Genomic DNA, 16,002 nt, shown 5'->3' on the forward strand with positions numbered 1-16,002 from the left:
CCATCCAGGATCCCGGGTAAAAAACTAAGGAGAACAGCATGCTGATCGAAGTCAAAGTCCCCGCGCTATCTGAATCGGTGGCGGAAGCCACTCTGATCAGCTGGCACAAAAAGCAAGGTGAAACAGTTGAGCGTGGCGAGAACCTGATCGATATCGAAACCGACAAGGTCGTACTGGAATTGCCCGCGCCGCAATCCGGCACCTTGGCAGAAATCATCAAGGATGACGGCGCGACCGTGACCAGCGAGGAAATCATCGCCCGCATCGATACCGCAGCACAAGGTGAAAAACCCGCCGCGCAGGAGACCACTGAACCCGCAGCCAAAACCACTGCCGCCGAAGCTCAGGAACCTATTGCAGAGGATGAACAGGCAGATGCGGATCAGCCATCAGAAACTGCTGCGGAACCTCCGTCATCGCTACCGGCACTCATGCCCGCCGCCAAAAAAGCTGCGGCGGAACACCAGCTAGGCGCCCAAGAGATCGAAACCATTCATGGCAGCGGCCGCGGCGGCAGAATTACCAAAGAAGATATACTGGCGTATGTCAAAAGCAGAAAGGAGACGCCCACACCGCAACCCGCCGAGGCCGAGGCTGAATCCGACACTTCTTCCAGACAGCCCCAAGGCGAACCCGAACCTGCTGCCACAGAATCAGAGCGCCCGGAAAAACGCGTTCCCATGACTCGGTTGCGCATGCGCATCGCCGAGCGGTTAGTCCAGTCCCAGTCTACCGCTGCCATTCTGACCACGTTCAATGAAGTCAACATGCAAGCGATCCTGGACTTGCGCACCCGTTACAAGGATGCCTTCGAGAAGGAGCATGGCGTCAAGCTCGGCTTTACCTCGTTTTTTGTCAAAGCGGTCGTGGCTGCCCTCAAGAAATTCCCGATCCTGAATGCCTCGGTAGATGGGAACGACATCATTTATCATGAATACTATGATATCGGCATCGCCGTGGCCAGCTCGCGCGGCCTGGTTGTCCCGATTCTCCGCGATGCCGACCAGCTCACCTTGGCCGAAATCGAGAAACAAATCGCCGACATGGCCAAACGCGCACAGGAAGGCAAAATCACGATCGAGGAATTGACCGGTGGCACCTTTTCCATCACGAATGGCGGTGTATTCGGCTCGATGCTCTCCACGCCAATCATCAATCCGCCGCAAAGTGCGATCCTCGGCATTCACGCGACCAAGCCGCGTCCCGTCGTGGAACATGGCCAGATCGTCATCCGCCCCATGAACTACCTGGCGCTTTCCTATGATCACCGCATCATCGATGGCCGCGAAGCGGTACTGTCACTGGTCGCCATCAAAGAGGCACTGGAATACCCGGCAAGTCCTTTATTGGGTGGCTGATACACTGCAAACCAGCAGGCAATCCCGGAATGAGCTTATCGATCCGGGTGGATCGCTCAAGCTAATATGCCGGACAGCATCCTCTTGCAACAAAATTCGCTTGCGTTTGTTAGCCTATCGGTTCATACTGTCTATAGCGGGTTTTCAAAGTATGACAGCACTTACGTAGTACCACTATTAGCGGTATCCCAGTTTGTCAGCTCCAAGTCTTGATCCTCGTCACACCGGGCAACCGCCCTTTTTAAAATTTTTGCAAGGATGCTTATTATGGCAACTGGTACCGTTAAATGGTTTAATGACGCCAAGGGTTTCGGATTCATCACACCTGCCGATGGCGGTGATGATCTGTTCGCACATTTCTCCGCGATTCAAAATTCCGGCTTCAAATCACTCTCAGAAAATCAACAGGTTACTTTTGACGTCACCACTGGCCCCAAAGGTCTGCAGGCGTCAAATATTCAGGTGGTGAAATAATCTCACCCCTCCCTTCTTCCTAGGGACAATAAAAAACCCGGTTTTCCGGGTTTTTTATTGTCCTGCTTTACCAATCGCGCAAAATTCTTGCACCTTTCAATTTGCCTCTCATTCACGCAGAAGCAAGCACCGGAAAATCAGTATAGCCTTTTGCCCCGGTAGGGCTGTACCAATCCGCCACATCGGCATCCGGGCTGAGGGGTATATGCTGGCGAAAACGCTCCACCAGGTCGGGATTGCTGATAAATGGCCGGCCAAAGGCGATCAGATCAGCATGACCCGCAGCAATGGCAGCTTCCGCGCTCGCCTGGGTGTAGCCACAGTTTCCCATCAAGGGTCCATTAAAAACTTTGCGAAAATCGCTCAGTGTCATGGGCTCGCCCAGCTCATGAAAACCGAAGCCCAGCCCATCCATGACATGCAAATAGGCAAGGCCGAATTGGTTCAACTGTTCAGCGACATAAGTGTATTGTTGGCGGAAATCGGGCGACCCCATGTCGTTGAATGACCCATTGGGAGAAAGGCGCACACCAACCCTGTCAGATGGCAGCACTTCACAGATGGCATGCACAATTTCATGCAGAAAACGATAGCGGCGCTCGATACTGCCACCATACGCATCGGTGCGGTGATTGGTTTTCGATTGCAGGAATTGATCCGGCAAATAGCCATTGGCCGCGTGCACCTCGACACCATCAAAGCCTGCCGCCTGCGCGCGCAAAGCAGCGTTGCGATAATCTGCGACCACTGCAGGTATTTCATCGGTTTCAAGTGCACGCGGTGTTTCGGTAGCGGCCTTCCCCTTGGGAGTCGCAATATATTCGGCATTCAGCCTGACGGGCGAAGGCGCCACAGCAGGCTTCCCATCATGAAAACTGCTATGCGAGGCTCGCCCACAATGCCAGAGCTGCAGAAAAATCTTCCCACCCTTGGCATGTACCGCAGCGGTCACCAACTTCCAGGCGGCCACCATCTCCTCGGTGTATATTCCAGGCGATTCATTCCAGCCATTGCCCTGCTCGGAAATCGAGGTCGCTTCGGAAATAATCAATCCGGCCGATGAGCGCTGCGCATAATATTCCGCCATAAGCCTGTTCGGCAGGCGCTCTATGCCGGCACGGGCGCGTGTCATGGGCGCCATGACAATGCGATTGGCAAGTTTCAAACCATGCAGATCAAAAGATGCAAGCAAATTGGATGGACTGGACATAATATTCCTCTATAATTTTCTAGAAATAGCCTAACAATACATGACGGCTCTATACAATTTTCAGCTGGATACACAACGCTCAGGATAGCCCCTAGGAGACTGTCCGAGAATAGACTGATCTACTGCGGACGAACCTGCCAGGCTGGATTTTCCGATCCTTTTCGTTGAATAGAACCACTATTCGCCTCAAATGATCGAAAAATCCCGCTCAGTCAGCTTCGCCCTCGTCGCTACGATCGCTATTCTCGGACAGCCTCCTAGTCAGTTTTAGGGTGCATTCCATGCAACCTGTAAAGACTGACATAGTTCAGAGGTACAAGATATAAGCGCTCAATAAACGATTTCTACATTGTCACTGCCTAAATATTCCACCAGCGATTCGATCAACGCCTCCTGCAGGCGCACACGCCAGCGGGGATGCAAATCGATCTCACACATTGCACTTTGATTACGGAAACCGATCGATACCGGGCAATAACTCACGGAAACAGTGCTGTCCAGCTCGCTTTCCGGCCGATAAGCAAGCAGTAATTCCTTCAGCTGCTCAGGGCTCAGAAATTTCGAATTTCCTATCTTGATCTTGAGTTTTTTGGCATACATCGAACGTGCGGTCGCGTAGTCGTAGATCTCCTTGGCCACGATCCGCTGTTCTGCGCTGTCGCGCCCGTTATGGCTCACCACAACCCGCGCAATCAATAGCTGGTCCGCTTTTAGATAGCTCTGATGCTCAGCCAGCAGATCGTTGTAGATTACGACTTCATGACGCGCCCAGCCATCATCCAGCACCACCACTGCCATTTTTCCGCGCCGTGACATCTGGGTTCGAATGGCATAAATGATGCCGGCAATCAATTGCGGTTCCCGGGCAGGACTGAGGCGGTCGAGACGAGTGGACACGAAGCGGCTTAATTCCCTGGCGTAACTTTCAAATGGGTGGCCGCTGATATAGAACCCCAACGCCGTTTTCTCATGCTGCAACCTGACTTTATCTGTCCAGCCTGCCACATTCGCCAATGGCGGAGGTTGCTCTGCATCTGTTGACGCATCAAACAAGCTGGCCTGATGGGCGGTCAGGCTGCGCTGTTCGGCGTATTCGAGCGCAATACCGACCGATGCCAGCAATGCGGCACGATTCATTTCGATAGTATCGAATGCGCCAGCCCGAATGAGCGCCTCGATGACACGGCGATTGACGACCCGCCGATCGATGCGCTGACAGAAATCGAATAAGCCTGTGTAGTCTTCGCCCCGTTCGCGGGCCGCGACAATGACCGATATGGCCGCTTCCCCAGTACCCTTGACGGCACCGAGGCCATATCGAATAATCCGGGCATCGACTGGAATGAAACGATAGGCTGATCGGTTGATATCCGGCGGCAGCATCGTCATGCCATTGGCCCTGCAATCTTCATAGAAGATATTGACCTTATCGGTATCGTCCATATCCGACGATAGGCAGGCCGCCATGAGCTCGGACGGAAAATGCGCCTTGAGATAAGCCGTTTGATACGCGATCAGTGCATAGGCCGCTGCGTGCGACTTGTTGAAGCCATATCCGGCGAATTTCTCCATGAGACCGAACAAGGTGATCGCGTCCTGCTCGGCCATTTCGTTCTTGACCGCACCCTCAACAAAAATCGTGCGCTGCTGGGCCATTTCCTCCACTTTCTTCTTGCCCATCGCACGCCGCAGCAGATCGGCACCACCGAGGCTGTAGCCACCGATTACCTGGGCAATCTGCATGACCTGCTCCTGGTAAATCATGATGCCATAGGTGGGGCCCAGAATCGGCTCGAGACGCGGATCGAGATAATCCACCCGCTGCCTGCCATGCTTGCGATCGATAAAATCAGGAATCAAGTCCATCGGACCAGGCCGGTATAGTGCCACCAGCGCGATCAAATCCTCAAACCGGTCGGGCTTGGCCTTTTGCAACAGATCTTTCATGCCGCGCGATTCAAACTGGAAGATGCCAACCGTGTTACCTTTCGCCATCAGGGCGAATGTTGCCGCATCTTCCAGAGGAATGCCGGACAGCGAGAACAGTTGTCCGGATGGCGTTTGCTGTCCACCTGCTTCGCCACGCGTCGCCAAATGTTGCCGCACATCGGCCACTGCCCGGTCAAGAATCGTCAGGGTCCGCAACCCTAAAAAGTCGAATTTGACCAATCCGATTTTTTCGACATCATCTTTGTCGTATTGACTGACAACCGATTCGCCCGAATCGGCACAATAAATTGGACAAAAATCGGTGATTTTCCCCGGCGCGATCAACACGCCGCCGGCATGCATGCCAACGTTACGCGTCAACCCTTCCAGGCGTTCAGCCAATTCCAGCAGATTGCGCACATCCTCTTCCTCGCGTGCGCGCTGATTGAGCAAGGGTTCGATTTCCCGGGCCTTCTGCAGGGTCATCCCGAGCTCGAACGGCACCAGCTTGGCCAGCTGATCGACAAAGTTATACGGCAGATCCAGCACGCGGCCGACATCGCGCACCACTGCCTTTGCCGCCATCGTGCCGAAGGTTGCAATTTGGGCCACGCTCTCGGCGCCATAGCGGTCACGCACATATTCAATCACACGCTCACGCCGGTCCTGGCAAAAATCGATATCGAAATCCGGCATGGAAACCCGTTCCGGATTCAAGAACCGCTCGAAAAGCAAGTCGTAGCGCAATGGATCCAGGTCGGTAATGCCCAACGAATAGGCCACCAGCGAACCCGCGCCGGAGCCGCGCCCCGGACCGACCGGCACTTCATGTCGCTTGGCCCAGTTGATGAAATCCGCCACGATCAGAAAATAGCCAGCAAATCCCATCTGGATGATGGTCTCAACTTCAAAATCCAGACGGCTCTTATAGACTGCTTGCTTATCCGCCAACTGCTGCGCTTCCGGAAACAGTTGCTTCAGTCGCGTCGCCAGCCCGGCATGCGCCTGTTCACGCAGATACTGCTCGATACTCACGCCCGCTGGCGTCGGAAAATCCGGCAAGCGATTGACGCCCAACTCCAGCATCAGCGAACACCGCTTGGCAATCTCCACACTGTTGGCCAGTGCGGATGGCATATCGCTAAACAGCTCGCACATTTCGGCCTGGGTCTTGAAATACTGTTGCTCGGTAAAATCCCTGGGACGGCGCCGGTCACCCAGCACATACCCCTGCGCGATGCAAACTCTGGCTTCGTGCGCCTTGTAATCATCCGGCTGCATGAATTGTATGGAATGGGTCGCCACGACCGGCAACTGCAGCCTGGATGCCAGACTCGCGGCATTGCCCACCCAGGCATCCTCGCCTGGCCGCCCGCAGCGCTGAATCTCGAGATAAAACCTACCCGGAAACAAATTCGCCCACTCCATGGCGACCGCTTCCGCGGCAGATACATCAAACTGTGACAGCAGCTGGCCGATTTCGCCCTGCTGCGCGCCCGATAACGCAATCAATCCGTCTGTACCAATTTCCTCGACCTGAAACCAGGCCCTGTTCAGCTCAGCCCGGCCGCGCTGCATGTTTTCCCGGTAAGCACGTGACAACAAGCGGCACAAGCGCAAATAGCCAGTGAATGACTGGCACAGTAAGAGTAGACGAAAAGGCTTATCCGGATTGTTCTCATTACTGAGCCACACATCACACCCGGCAATCGGCTTGATACCGATCTTGCAGGCCTGTTGATAGAACCTGACCAATCCAAACACATTCGATAAATCCGTCAACGCCAGCGCCGGCATACCGTCCTGCTGCGCTTTCGATAGCGCCTCCTCGAGGCGCACGATGCTGTCGACGACGGAATACTCGCTGTGCAAGCGCAAGTGAACAAAAGCAGGATCAACCGGCATGATGATACAATTCAGAAAATTTGGACAGAAAAGGAATTTCACAAACCACCGGAGCCCTGCCACCATCTGTAGCAGGGCTTCCGCTCTCTTGTTTCATTTTACACCATGCCAAAAGCCCCCGAATTACTCCTTCCCGCTGGTTCCCTGGAGAAAATGCACGCAGCGTATGCATTTGGCGCAGACGCCATCTATGCCGGCCAGCCCCGCTACTCCCTGCGCGCCCGGAACAACGAATTCTCATTGCAACAATTACGCACAGGCATTACCGAAGCGCACAAGCTTGGCAAGAAATTCTTCGTGGCAAGTAATTTGATGCCGCATAATGCCAAGGTCAAAACCTATCTACGCGACATGGAACCGGTCATCGCACTCAAGCCCGATGCCCTGATCATGGCCGATCCGGGACTTATCATGCTGGTCAGGGAGAAATGGCCCGATATACCGATTCACCTGTCGGTACAGGCCAATACTGTCAATTACGCGGCGGTGAAGTTCTGGCAGTCGATCGGCCTGACACGCGTCATTCTTTCGCGCGAGCTGTCACTGGATGAAATCAGCGAAATTCGTGACCTCTGCCCGGACATGGAACTCGAGGTCTTTGTCCATGGCGCATTGTGCATTGCCTATTCGGGACGATGCCTGTTATCCGGCTATTTCAACCACCGCGACCCCAACCAGGGCACCTGCACCAATTCCTGCCGCTGGGATTACAAGGTCAAGGCAGCTGAAGAGAATGCCTGCGGCGACATCGAGCCCTTGCAAAAGATTGACTTCGACTTCAGCCAGGCGCTTGCATCGGCCGAATCGTCCTCATCCTTTCCAAGCCAACCCGTCACACGGCACCCTGCAGCGGATCAGGTCTATCTGATCGAGGAAGGCAAACGGCCGGGGCAACTGATGCCGATCATGGAAGACGAGCATGGCACCTACATCATGAATTCAAAAGATTTGCGTGCGGTGGAGCATGTCGCCCGTCTCACTGAAATTGGCATAGATTCGCTCAAGATCGAAGGGCGTACCAAATCGACCTATTATGTCGCGCGCACCGCCCAAGTTTATCGCCAGGCAATCGATGATGCCGTTCAACAACGCCCCTTTGATCCCGCTCTGCTCGGGCAATTGGAAGGCCTGGCCAACCGTGGCTATACCGATGGGTTCTACCAGCGCCATCATAGCCAGGAAACCCAGAATTACCTGCGCGGCCACTCCGAGTCGCGGCGCAGCCAATATGTCGGCGACATCGAGCATGTTGACAGCGCAAACGGAATGGTTGAGATCCTCGTCAAAAACCGTTTCCAGGTCGGAGACCACCTGGAAATCGTCCATCCCGCCGGCAATCAGGTCATCCAGCTCGAACAAATGCAGGATCTGGCTGGCAACCGGATGAGCGTGGCGCCGGGCAGCGGATACCGGGTGAAAATTCCACTGACGGGCAATGTTGAAAAAGCATTTGTCGCGCGTTTTCTATAAAAGCAGGCCATCCCAATCCTGACAGGATTGGGATGGCCTCACCGGATGCGCGTCAACCCGTCCACTCAGGCCATTTTGTCGATTCATGCATATGTGCCACTATCTACCGGCACCCTCTTCTTCCACCATTGCGAGGATTCCCGGGGCAGCATATCCCCCTCACGGCTCTCCCCGGGTGCCTGCAAAGGACTGAACTGCACCTGATTCAGGAACGCCGCACATTCATGTGCATATAACTTGCCTGTAGATGGATGGGATTGCGGATAACGCTCCGAACAATAGGCATCAATCACCACCTGCAAGGATGACGGATGGCGGCACTGGAAACCCTGTACGGTCAGCTGATACACCATGCCCGCCGGATTGGAATTGGCTTGTTCTTCCAGATCGAACTCATAACGCAGGCAATCACTCCCCATTCGATTGCTTCTTTCCTGATCCAGGGTAGCATTCACTGATATAAGTTTTAAATGTGCCCTGTTTGCCCTCAGATTGTAATCAAAAAATGCCAGGAGATCCTCGGGATTCTTGAGCTTGATTGCCGTATCGAGACGCGCCGCCCCAACCAAATAGCTGTGCAGCACAGGTTGGTCAAGCGACTCCGCAAGCTGTTTCTTGTAAACAATCTCGCGCAAGGATCCGACCCCCAGAAACCAGTTCTCCCCCGGTGGTGGCAAGACAGAAAATCCATTTGACTCGATGCGCGCCCTGGGCACAGCAATTGATGGATCAACCAGCGGCTGCGTTGCGCAACCTGCAAGCGATACCCCCAAAATACTCATGCGTAGGCATTGGCGCAGGACATGCATGGCAACTCCTTTGCAAAAAATCCCCAACGACTGGTAATACAGACTCATATGCACATATTACTCAGCACTGGGAATAAGTGGAAAATTTTTTGATACCGCAAAACGCCATTGGTGCGATGAGCCGAATGACATAGTTGTCAAATCGCACGGCGGTATCAGGTCAAAATAAAACAGCTTATAATTGTCGGCACGCATTGGTGCAACTGCCGGCAGCCGCTCTGATCAGCACTGCTCTTGATGCCATACTCGCAAGATTGCCCCCCTACTTCGTTCAACCAGAACTCAGGTCAGAGGATGAAAAATTTTACTGTTCTCAGGAATATTCAAAGTTTCATCGGGCATTTCCGTTACAATTACAGCATGCAACGCAGCAGGGTCTCTACCATTAAAAATCTGGACACCGGGTCAGTACCCGGTAATGTCATTTTGATCGGTATGATGGGGGCAGGCAAGACGACTATCGGCAAGCTACTGGCCAGCCAGATCGGCAAAACTTTTGTCGATACCGACCATGAAATACAGGAGCGCACAGGCGTCAGAATCCCGGTAATTTTCGAGATTGAAGGCGAAACGGGTTTCCGCAAGCGTGAAACCGAAGTACTGCGGGAAATTGTGCAATTGCAGAATATTGTACTGGCAACGGGCGGCGGCGCAATTTTGCGGCCGGAGAACCGTGCACTGCTGCGACAGCATGGAACAGTGGTTTATCTATGCGCGCCCGTAAGCGAACTCCAGCGGCGTACACGCTTGGATAAAAACCGGCCCCTGCTCCAGACCGGCAATCTGCACGCCAGATTACAGGAACTCTACACGCAACGTGATCCCATTTACCGCCAGACTGCGCATATCATTATCGATAGCGGCAGACAAGGCGTGCGTGTCCTTGTGCAAAAATTGATCCAGAAACTGCTGCAGTTCAAGCCCGAGCGAACTGAACATCCACCCAGACAGCCATCGCCCAATAAAGAATCCGAATAAATTTCATCGCTGTCGTTTGCGATCCTTCTTGAACCCCGGCAAATCAACTATCCATCCCGACCACCAGTGATCCGCACAAAACCGATAAACCAGCGCAGCAATAATTTCATAAATATTTTCGCTGACAATCAATGAGGCGCAGGGCACAGACATTTCATCCTATCATCATATTGATTTAGAAGGCGTTATACATGAAAGCAATTGAATCAGTCAGGGTCAGGCTTGACGTCTGCCCAGAAAATCGCAGCTACCCCATTCATATCGGCCAGGATCTACTCACCCGAGTCGATTTGCTGTTACCGCATCTCCCTACCAGGAAAGCTGCGATTGTAACCAATACTACTGTAGCGCCGCTCTACCTCGATAGGCTGCGCGCCACCCTCAGCGAAGCCGGTGTCGAAACATTTGTCGTCATCCTTCCGGACGGTGAGCAATATAAAAACTGGGAAACCTTAAACCTGATTTTCAATGCCCTGCTCGAACACCGCTGTGAACGCAAAACCCCTCTCATTGCGCTGGGTGGAGGCGTTATTGGTGATCTGACCGGATTTGCAGCCGCGTCTTATTTACGCGGGGTCCCTTTCATTCAAATTCCCACCACATTGCTTGCACAAGTAGACTCTTCAGTAGGCGGCAAAACCGGCATCAACCATCCGCTCGGCAAAAACATGATCGGTGCCTTCCACCAACCGCAGCTGGTGCTTGCCGACAGCTCGACGCTCACCACCTTGCCAGACAGGGAATTACGCGCCGGCATTGCGGAAGTCATCAAGTACGGGCTGATATACGACGCTGATTTCTTTGATTGGCTGGAGCGAAACATCACGCAATTGCTGGCAAGGGATGCAGCAGCGGTCCAGCATGCCATCCGCCGCAGCTGCGAAATAAAGGCTGAGATTGTATCGCTGGATGAACGGGAAAGCGGTCTGCGGGCTTTACTCAATCTCGGCCACACTTTCGGCCATGCCATTGAGAATGCCATGGGTTACGGCGCCTGGCTCCACGGTGAAGCCGTCGCAGCGGGCACTATCATGGCGGCTGATCTCTCCAGCCGCCTGGAACGCATTACGCAGCAGGATGTCGAACGAATCAGATGTTTATTCGAAAAAACGGGTTTGCCCATCCAAGGACCGCGTATCAGTCCTGAACGCTATCTCGAGTCGATGCAACTAGACAAAAAGGTAGAAGGGGGGACGATCCGCTTCATCCTGCTCAACCGTATCGGCGAGGCTGCGCTGGTCAACAATGTGTCTGCATCAGTTCTATCAGAAACTCTGTCAGCCTGTATCGCCAATGAGTAATGTGTTAGCGCCATATGCGGTTTCAGATGCCAATTCACATGGCCGCCATATTCAGGAGGATTCCCCCACTGGACGCAGCGAGTTCCAGCGTGATCGGGATCGCATCATTCATTCAACCGCATTCCGTCGGCTTGAATACAAAACCCAGGTGTTCGTCAACCATGAAGGCGATCTATTTCGTACGCGCCTGACACATAGCCTGGAAGTTGCCCAGATTGGGCGCTCCATTGCGCGCAATTTGCGCCTTAATGAGGATTTAGTGGAAGCGATCGCGCTCGCTCATGACCTGGGTCACACACCTTTCGGCCATGCTGGACAGGATGCTTTGAATGACTGCATGAAGGAATATGGCGGATTCGAGCATAACTTGCAGTCCCTGCGCGTAGTCGATCAGCTGGAAGAACGCTATGCGACATTCGACGGACTGAATTTGTGTTTTGAAACGCGTGAAGGTATTCTAAAAAGAATTTCCAGACAGAAGGCTCAAGGTCTGGGCAAATTGGGCGAGCGCTTTTTGTGCGACCGCAGAGCTTCACTGGAGGCGCAGCTGGCCAATCTGGCCGACGAGATTGCCTACAATAACCACGATGTCGATGACGGTCTGCGTTCCGGCCTGATCACCTTGGCACAGCTTGAGGACGTCACCCTATTCGCAAGACATCTGCATCAGGTCAGGCAATGCTACCCAAACCTTACCGGCCGACGCCTGATCCACGAAACGGTGCGCAGCATGATCAATACGTTAGCGATGGACTTAACCATCCAGAGCAAGACCAATATCATGGCAATTGCACCCAGCGATCCGAACCAAGTACGTGCAGCGCCTTCATTAATCGGCTTCAGCGATCACATAAAGCGGGAGCAGCAGGAGCTGAAACGCTTCCTGCACAAGAATCTGTACAAACACTACCAGGTGATGCGCATGAGCAAAAAAGCTCGCCATACGATCAAGAAATTGTTTGCCGCCTTCGAGCAAGAGCCTGCGCTATTACCTGACAAGTATCAGCATAAGTTTCTTGATTATGGACACCAGGCCATTGCCGATTATATCGCGGGCATGACCGATCGCTATGCGATCAAGGAATATCAACGTTTATTCGCCATTACCGAACAATGAGGAAAAGTCTGTGAATATCATCGTTTACCTGAAAACAATTCTGAGAAACCCTTTATGGCGCTGGTGCATGCTAGCCGGCATCCTGAGTTTGTCAGGAAATCTAGCCGCCAATTCAGTCCCAGACGATTTCATCGACGCTGCAGGGAAAGGACGATTTTCTCGTGTGAAAGCGATGCTGGACGAGTCAGGTGACACGATCGAGCTTGCCGAGAAGAATGCCGCCCTTTTAGTCGCCTCTCAAATGGGACGCGATAGAATCGTCAAAATGCTACTCGCTGCAGGCGCGGAAATCGACACAAGATCCGAGCAGGGCTACACGCCCTTACTGCTGGCGGCCCGAGATGATCGGCCGGACGTCCTGAAAATACTGCTGGCAGCAGGCGCGGATAAGGATGCGGCGTCCAATGATGGCATGACCGCCATGATGCAGGCGGCGCATCGCAATCGTCTTGAGATTTTGCGTTTCCTCATCCAGACAGGCGCCGATGTGCATGCCACCACCGAAGAAGGCGTGACCGCATTGATGTTTGCCGCACAAATGGGATATCAGGTTGCCGTACAGGAACTGATCAGAGCAAAATCTGATATCAACGCACAAACCCAAAGTGGTGCGACTGCCTTGATGCTCGCCGCACAGAATGGCCATCAAGGCGCAACCAGAACCTTGCTGGCTGCCGGCGCCCATATCAACACCAAAGCAGCGAATGAAGCCACGGCACTTTTACTGGCAAAAAAATATCAGCATAAAGAGGTCATGGAACTTTTAATCAAGGCGGGCGCACAATAATTATCAACAACATTTGCAACTTTTCATGAACTTGTCATGATATCGGTGCTGCTCGGAACCCATAACGCTGCCTTGGCGCGATATTGCCCGGTACAAAATTCCCAACATGTACGCTGACCCTGAAACAAATCCATCCGATCCTTTATGGGGACAACGCGCCCAGTTGTCTGTTCGCAAGCTATCAAAATTCTGACCAGCCACCATTCCAATCAACTTTTTATAAAGGAAATAGCATGAAAATCATTATATTTTTATTATTCACTGTCCTGGGACTCGCTGGATGCGGAGGAAAAGAATCCGCCGAGCAGGCTGCCCAGGATGAATCCCAGAAGATGTTGATGATGGACGAAGTCACCGCTATTGATGAGCTTCCTTCCTTTCTGAAAGAGGGACTGTCAAAGGAAGAGCAAGATGAGCTCAGAAAACAAATCATGCCCACACTGGATGATGGCCTCACCCCCGAAGAACGCTTCCAGAAATTGCGCCGCGACGCGGAAGCAGGCGATCCGGATGCTCAGAATGCCCTGGGCGCAATGTTTTACACTGGCGAAGCGGTTTCCCGTGATGCTGCCGGCAATATCATGGATTACGATCCCGTCTCTGCTGCCGGCTGGTTCTTTCGTGCCGCCGAGAAAGGACATGCTGAAGCGCAATTCAACCTGGGACTACTTTATCTCCATGGCGACGGCGTTGAAAAAGATATCGAAACCGCATTGAAATGGTTTACCCAATCTGCAGAACAAGGCAATGCTGACGCGCAAAACAATCTGGGCGTGATTTATCTTACCGGCGAAGGCGTAGAGCAAGATAGCGATGAAGCCATCAAATGGTTTGAAAAAGCAGCGGAACAGGGGAACGAAGAAGCCAAGGAGAACCTTGAGGCAGTCCGCTCAGGACAAAACTGAGGCAAAATTGAGTAGATTATGACTCGTGGTCGCTTAAGGGCTCGTTAATGAGCCCTAAGTGGTGCGCGGCCACGAGTCATCACTCGATTTTAGATCTCCTAGCCAGCGAATGGCCCCAAAATATAGGCTCACTCCTGCCATCGCATGGAAAGTGCGGGGCAACCGTATCGCGTAACGCATGATTCGCGGACAGTCTGTCTCACCTATCGCCCCATAGCTCAGCCAGTCTTTGGTCCCGGCCACAACGGCTACGATAATATTTATAGCGAATCGGATTTTTCAGATAGTAATCCTGGTGGTATGCTTCCGCCGGATAAAAATCAGTAACAGGCAGAATCTCCGTCACGACCGCTTGTTCAAAGCGGCCTGATTGGTCAAGCGCTGCACGGGATGTTTCTGCCTGCTGACGCTGGATGTCATCCTGTACAAAAATTGCGGACCGGTATTGCGGCCCCTTGTCACAAAACTGACCATCCGCTGTCAGTGGATCAATGGTTGGCCAAAATGCGGCCAATAGCCGCGCATAATTGGTTTGGGCCGGATCATAATAGACCTTGACTGCTTCAATATGCCCGGTCTTGCCGCTGCTGACTTGCTCATAAGTCGGATGCGCCACCTGCCCGCCAATATAACCGGAGAGGGTGGCCTTTACACCCGGAACCTTATCGAAGTCTGCCTCCGTACACCAGAAGCATCCACCGGCAAAAATGGCCACCGCCCAATCTGACTGTTCTGGCGTATCCTCCTGATAGTTGCTCGCCCCAATTGAAGCTTCTCTCTCCAATGGCTGGCATCCTACCAACGCACTCAGCCATAACAGCAAACTTGTTATACGCAATAAGTGATTTAGCATAGCCATCATCAGCCTCTCAACTCAGGAATCGTCTCACCCCTGGGAACAAATTTGAGTGCCAGGCCATTGTTGCACCAGCGCTCTCCGCGAGGGGGTGGGCCATCATTGAACACATGCCCCTGATGTCCGCCACAGCGTGCGCAATGATATTCGGTGCGCGGCATGATCAGTTTATAGTCACGCTTTGTGGCAACATGTCCGGCAATCGGTTGCGTAAAACTGGGCCACCCCGTTCCACTGGCATACTTATGCTGGCTTTCGAACAACGGCAAATAGCAGGCCGCACATAGATAGATCCCTTCGCGGTATTCATCATTGAGCGGACTGCTGCCCGGCTGTTCGGTATCCTCTTCAAACAATACACGGTAAGCCTCGGGCGGCAACAGGGAACGCCATGCCTCATGAGGTTTGTCGAGCGGCGTCACGGTAACAGGATCAATTTTCATTTTGGTTTGAGAGTCGGGAATCGATTGACGTGAACAGGCAGCGATCAAAGGCCATGCGGCCAGGACCGCGCCACTTTGCAGAAATATACGACGTTTCATGATCATAGTACCTCATTTAGCAATCCCGGAATTTTCTGATAAATTCGGAATCCAGGCCTTATCATTGCAGACACATTCAGGCCGGGCATCCAAATATTGCGCTACGGTGCAAAGCTTTCCCTTCACTTAACAGCTTGACTAAACAACCACCAGCTAAAGCTGGTGGGTTAGTGACAATGACTAAAGTCAGGATACGGGTCTTAAGACCCGTTTAGCTTTCGGTTCTGAAATTATCATCACCTTTAGGTTCAAAATGATGCTCCAAATAGTTTTGAATCATTTCTTCTGTCAGTTCTCCTGATGTTACACAAAAGTATCCTCGCGCCCAAAAATGGCGCCCCCAGTAGCGTTTTTTTAAGTC

At 52.9% G+C, this 16,002-nt stretch carries 14 protein-coding genes; 8 read left to right on the forward strand and 6 right to left on the reverse strand.

The features are described 5' to 3' along the window. Window positions 1-38 precede the first annotated feature (38 nt). Complete coding sequence (gene odhB / locus BLV85_RS03025; protein WP_090411994.1) at window positions 39-1,358, forward strand: 2-oxoglutarate dehydrogenase complex dihydrolipoyllysine-residue succinyltransferase; 1,320 nt, start codon at window positions 39-41, stop codon at window positions 1,356-1,358. Between the two features lie 267 nt (window positions 1,359-1,625). Continuing rightward, window positions 1,626-1,832 (forward strand): cold-shock protein, encoded by a 207-nt coding sequence (locus tag BLV85_RS03030; protein ID WP_090411996.1) that lies wholly within the window; start codon window positions 1,626-1,628, stop codon window positions 1,830-1,832. A gap of 112 nt (window positions 1,833-1,944) precedes the next feature. On the opposite strand, the gene BLV85_RS03035 is transcribed toward BLV85_RS03030, so the two are convergent. Together BLV85_RS03035 and dnaE are read right to left on the reverse strand one after the other, a co-directional pair. Then, on the reverse strand, window positions 1,945-3,042 hold the full coding sequence (locus BLV85_RS03035; RefSeq protein ID WP_090411998.1) for an alkene reductase: 1,098 nt from the start codon (window positions 3,040-3,042) through the stop codon (window positions 1,945-1,947). A gap of 330 nt (window positions 3,043-3,372) precedes the next feature. Continuing rightward, window positions 3,373-6,876: a DNA polymerase III subunit alpha gene (gene dnaE, locus BLV85_RS03040; RefSeq protein WP_090412026.1), complete on the reverse strand. Its 3,504-nt coding sequence runs from the start codon at window positions 6,874-6,876 to the stop codon at window positions 3,373-3,375. 105 nt (window positions 6,877-6,981) lie between these two features. Here dnaE and trhP point away from each other — a divergent pair, with 105 nt between their 5' ends. Further along, window positions 6,982-8,346 (forward strand): prephenate-dependent tRNA uridine(34) hydroxylase TrhP, encoded by a 1,365-nt coding sequence (gene trhP / locus BLV85_RS03045; protein WP_090412000.1) that lies wholly within the window; start codon window positions 6,982-6,984, stop codon window positions 8,344-8,346. 83 nt (window positions 8,347-8,429) lie between these two features. Here trhP and BLV85_RS03050 read toward each other — a convergent pair whose 3' ends face one another. After that, window positions 8,430-9,155 (reverse strand): hypothetical protein, encoded by a 726-nt coding sequence (locus tag BLV85_RS03050; RefSeq protein WP_090412002.1) that lies wholly within the window; start codon window positions 9,153-9,155, stop codon window positions 8,430-8,432. Window positions 9,156-9,515: 360 nt separating this feature from the next. Here BLV85_RS03050 and BLV85_RS03055 point away from each other — a divergent pair, with 360 nt between their 5' ends. From BLV85_RS03055 to BLV85_RS03075, 5 genes are all read left to right on the forward strand, one after another. Next, complete coding sequence (locus BLV85_RS03055; RefSeq protein ID WP_090412028.1) at window positions 9,516-10,133, forward strand: shikimate kinase; 618 nt, start codon at window positions 9,516-9,518, stop codon at window positions 10,131-10,133. A gap of 191 nt (window positions 10,134-10,324) precedes the next feature. Continuing rightward, window positions 10,325-11,434, forward strand: coding sequence for a 3-dehydroquinate synthase (gene aroB, locus BLV85_RS03060; RefSeq protein ID WP_090412004.1), 1,110 nt, complete (start codon window positions 10,325-10,327; stop codon window positions 11,432-11,434). Further along, on the forward strand, window positions 11,427-12,551 hold the full coding sequence (locus BLV85_RS03065) for a deoxyguanosinetriphosphate triphosphohydrolase (RefSeq protein ID WP_090412006.1): 1,125 nt from the start codon (window positions 11,427-11,429) through the stop codon (window positions 12,549-12,551). Before aroB ends, BLV85_RS03065 begins: the two co-directional genes overlap by 8 nt. 10 nt (window positions 12,552-12,561) lie before the next feature. Then, the gene (locus tag BLV85_RS03070) at window positions 12,562-13,338 is read left to right on the forward strand and encodes an ankyrin repeat domain-containing protein (protein WP_176973904.1); all 777 of its coding nucleotides are present in this window, start codon (window positions 12,562-12,564) and stop codon (window positions 13,336-13,338) included. 233 nt (window positions 13,339-13,571) lie between these two features. Further along, window positions 13,572-14,243, forward strand: coding sequence for a tetratricopeptide repeat protein (locus BLV85_RS03075; RefSeq protein ID WP_090412010.1), 672 nt, complete (start codon window positions 13,572-13,574; stop codon window positions 14,241-14,243). Window positions 14,244-14,442: 199 nt separating this feature from the next. On the opposite strand, the gene msrA is transcribed toward BLV85_RS03075, so the two are convergent. From msrA to BLV85_RS03090, 3 genes are all read right to left on the reverse strand, one after another. Next, a complete protein-coding gene (gene msrA, locus BLV85_RS03080) occupies window positions 14,443-15,105 on the reverse strand; it encodes a peptide-methionine (S)-S-oxide reductase MsrA (RefSeq protein WP_090412012.1) in 663 nt (220 codons plus the stop codon). Continuing rightward, window positions 15,105-15,641 carry a peptide-methionine (R)-S-oxide reductase MsrB gene (msrB, locus tag BLV85_RS03085; RefSeq protein WP_090412030.1) on the reverse strand — a complete coding sequence of 179 codons (537 nt, stop codon included), beginning with the start codon at window positions 15,639-15,641 and terminating at the stop codon, window positions 15,105-15,107. The genes msrA and msrB overlap by 1 nt, the downstream gene beginning before the upstream one ends. Window positions 15,642-15,852: 211 nt before the next feature. Further along, on the reverse strand, window positions 15,853-16,002 hold a 150-nt coding region (locus BLV85_RS03090), incomplete at its 5' end, for a transposase (RefSeq protein ID WP_176973882.1).

Source organism: Nitrosomonas halophila (genome assembly GCF_900107165.1).
Classification (GTDB): domain Bacteria; phylum Pseudomonadota; class Gammaproteobacteria; order Burkholderiales; family Nitrosomonadaceae; genus Nitrosomonas; species Nitrosomonas halophila.

Bases quoted from the DNA above. Each gene is read 5' to 3' on its own strand.
- msrA (WP_090412012.1), bottom strand. From the start codon at position 15,105: ATGATGGCTATGCTAAATCACTTATTGCGTATAACAAGTTTGCTGTTA.
- aroB (WP_090412004.1), top strand. From the start codon at position 10,325: ATGAAAGCAATTGAATCAGTCAGGGTCAGGCTTGACGTCTGCCCAGAA.
- BLV85_RS03030 (WP_090411996.1), top strand. From the start codon at position 1,626: ATGGCAACTGGTACCGTTAAATGGTTTAATGACGCCAAGGGTTTCGGA.
- BLV85_RS03055 (WP_090412028.1), top strand. From the start codon at position 9,516: ATGCAACGCAGCAGGGTCTCTACCATTAAAAATCTGGACACCGGGTCA.
- dnaE (WP_090412026.1), bottom strand. From the start codon at position 6,876: ATGCCGGTTGATCCTGCTTTTGTTCACTTGCGCTTGCACAGCGAGTAT.
- BLV85_RS03075 (WP_090412010.1), top strand. From the start codon at position 13,572: ATGAAAATCATTATATTTTTATTATTCACTGTCCTGGGACTCGCTGGA.
- BLV85_RS03035 (WP_090411998.1), bottom strand. From the start codon at position 3,042: ATGTCCAGTCCATCCAATTTGCTTGCATCTTTTGATCTGCATGGTTTG.
- trhP (WP_090412000.1), top strand. From the start codon at position 6,982: ATGCCAAAAGCCCCCGAATTACTCCTTCCCGCTGGTTCCCTGGAGAAA.
- BLV85_RS03050 (WP_090412002.1), bottom strand. From the start codon at position 9,155: ATGCATGTCCTGCGCCAATGCCTACGCATGAGTATTTTGGGGGTATCG.
- odhB (WP_090411994.1), top strand. From the start codon at position 39: ATGCTGATCGAAGTCAAAGTCCCCGCGCTATCTGAATCGGTGGCGGAA.
- BLV85_RS03065 (WP_090412006.1), top strand. From the start codon at position 11,427: ATGAGTAATGTGTTAGCGCCATATGCGGTTTCAGATGCCAATTCACAT.
- msrB (WP_090412030.1), bottom strand. From the start codon at position 15,641: ATGAAACGTCGTATATTTCTGCAAAGTGGCGCGGTCCTGGCCGCATGG.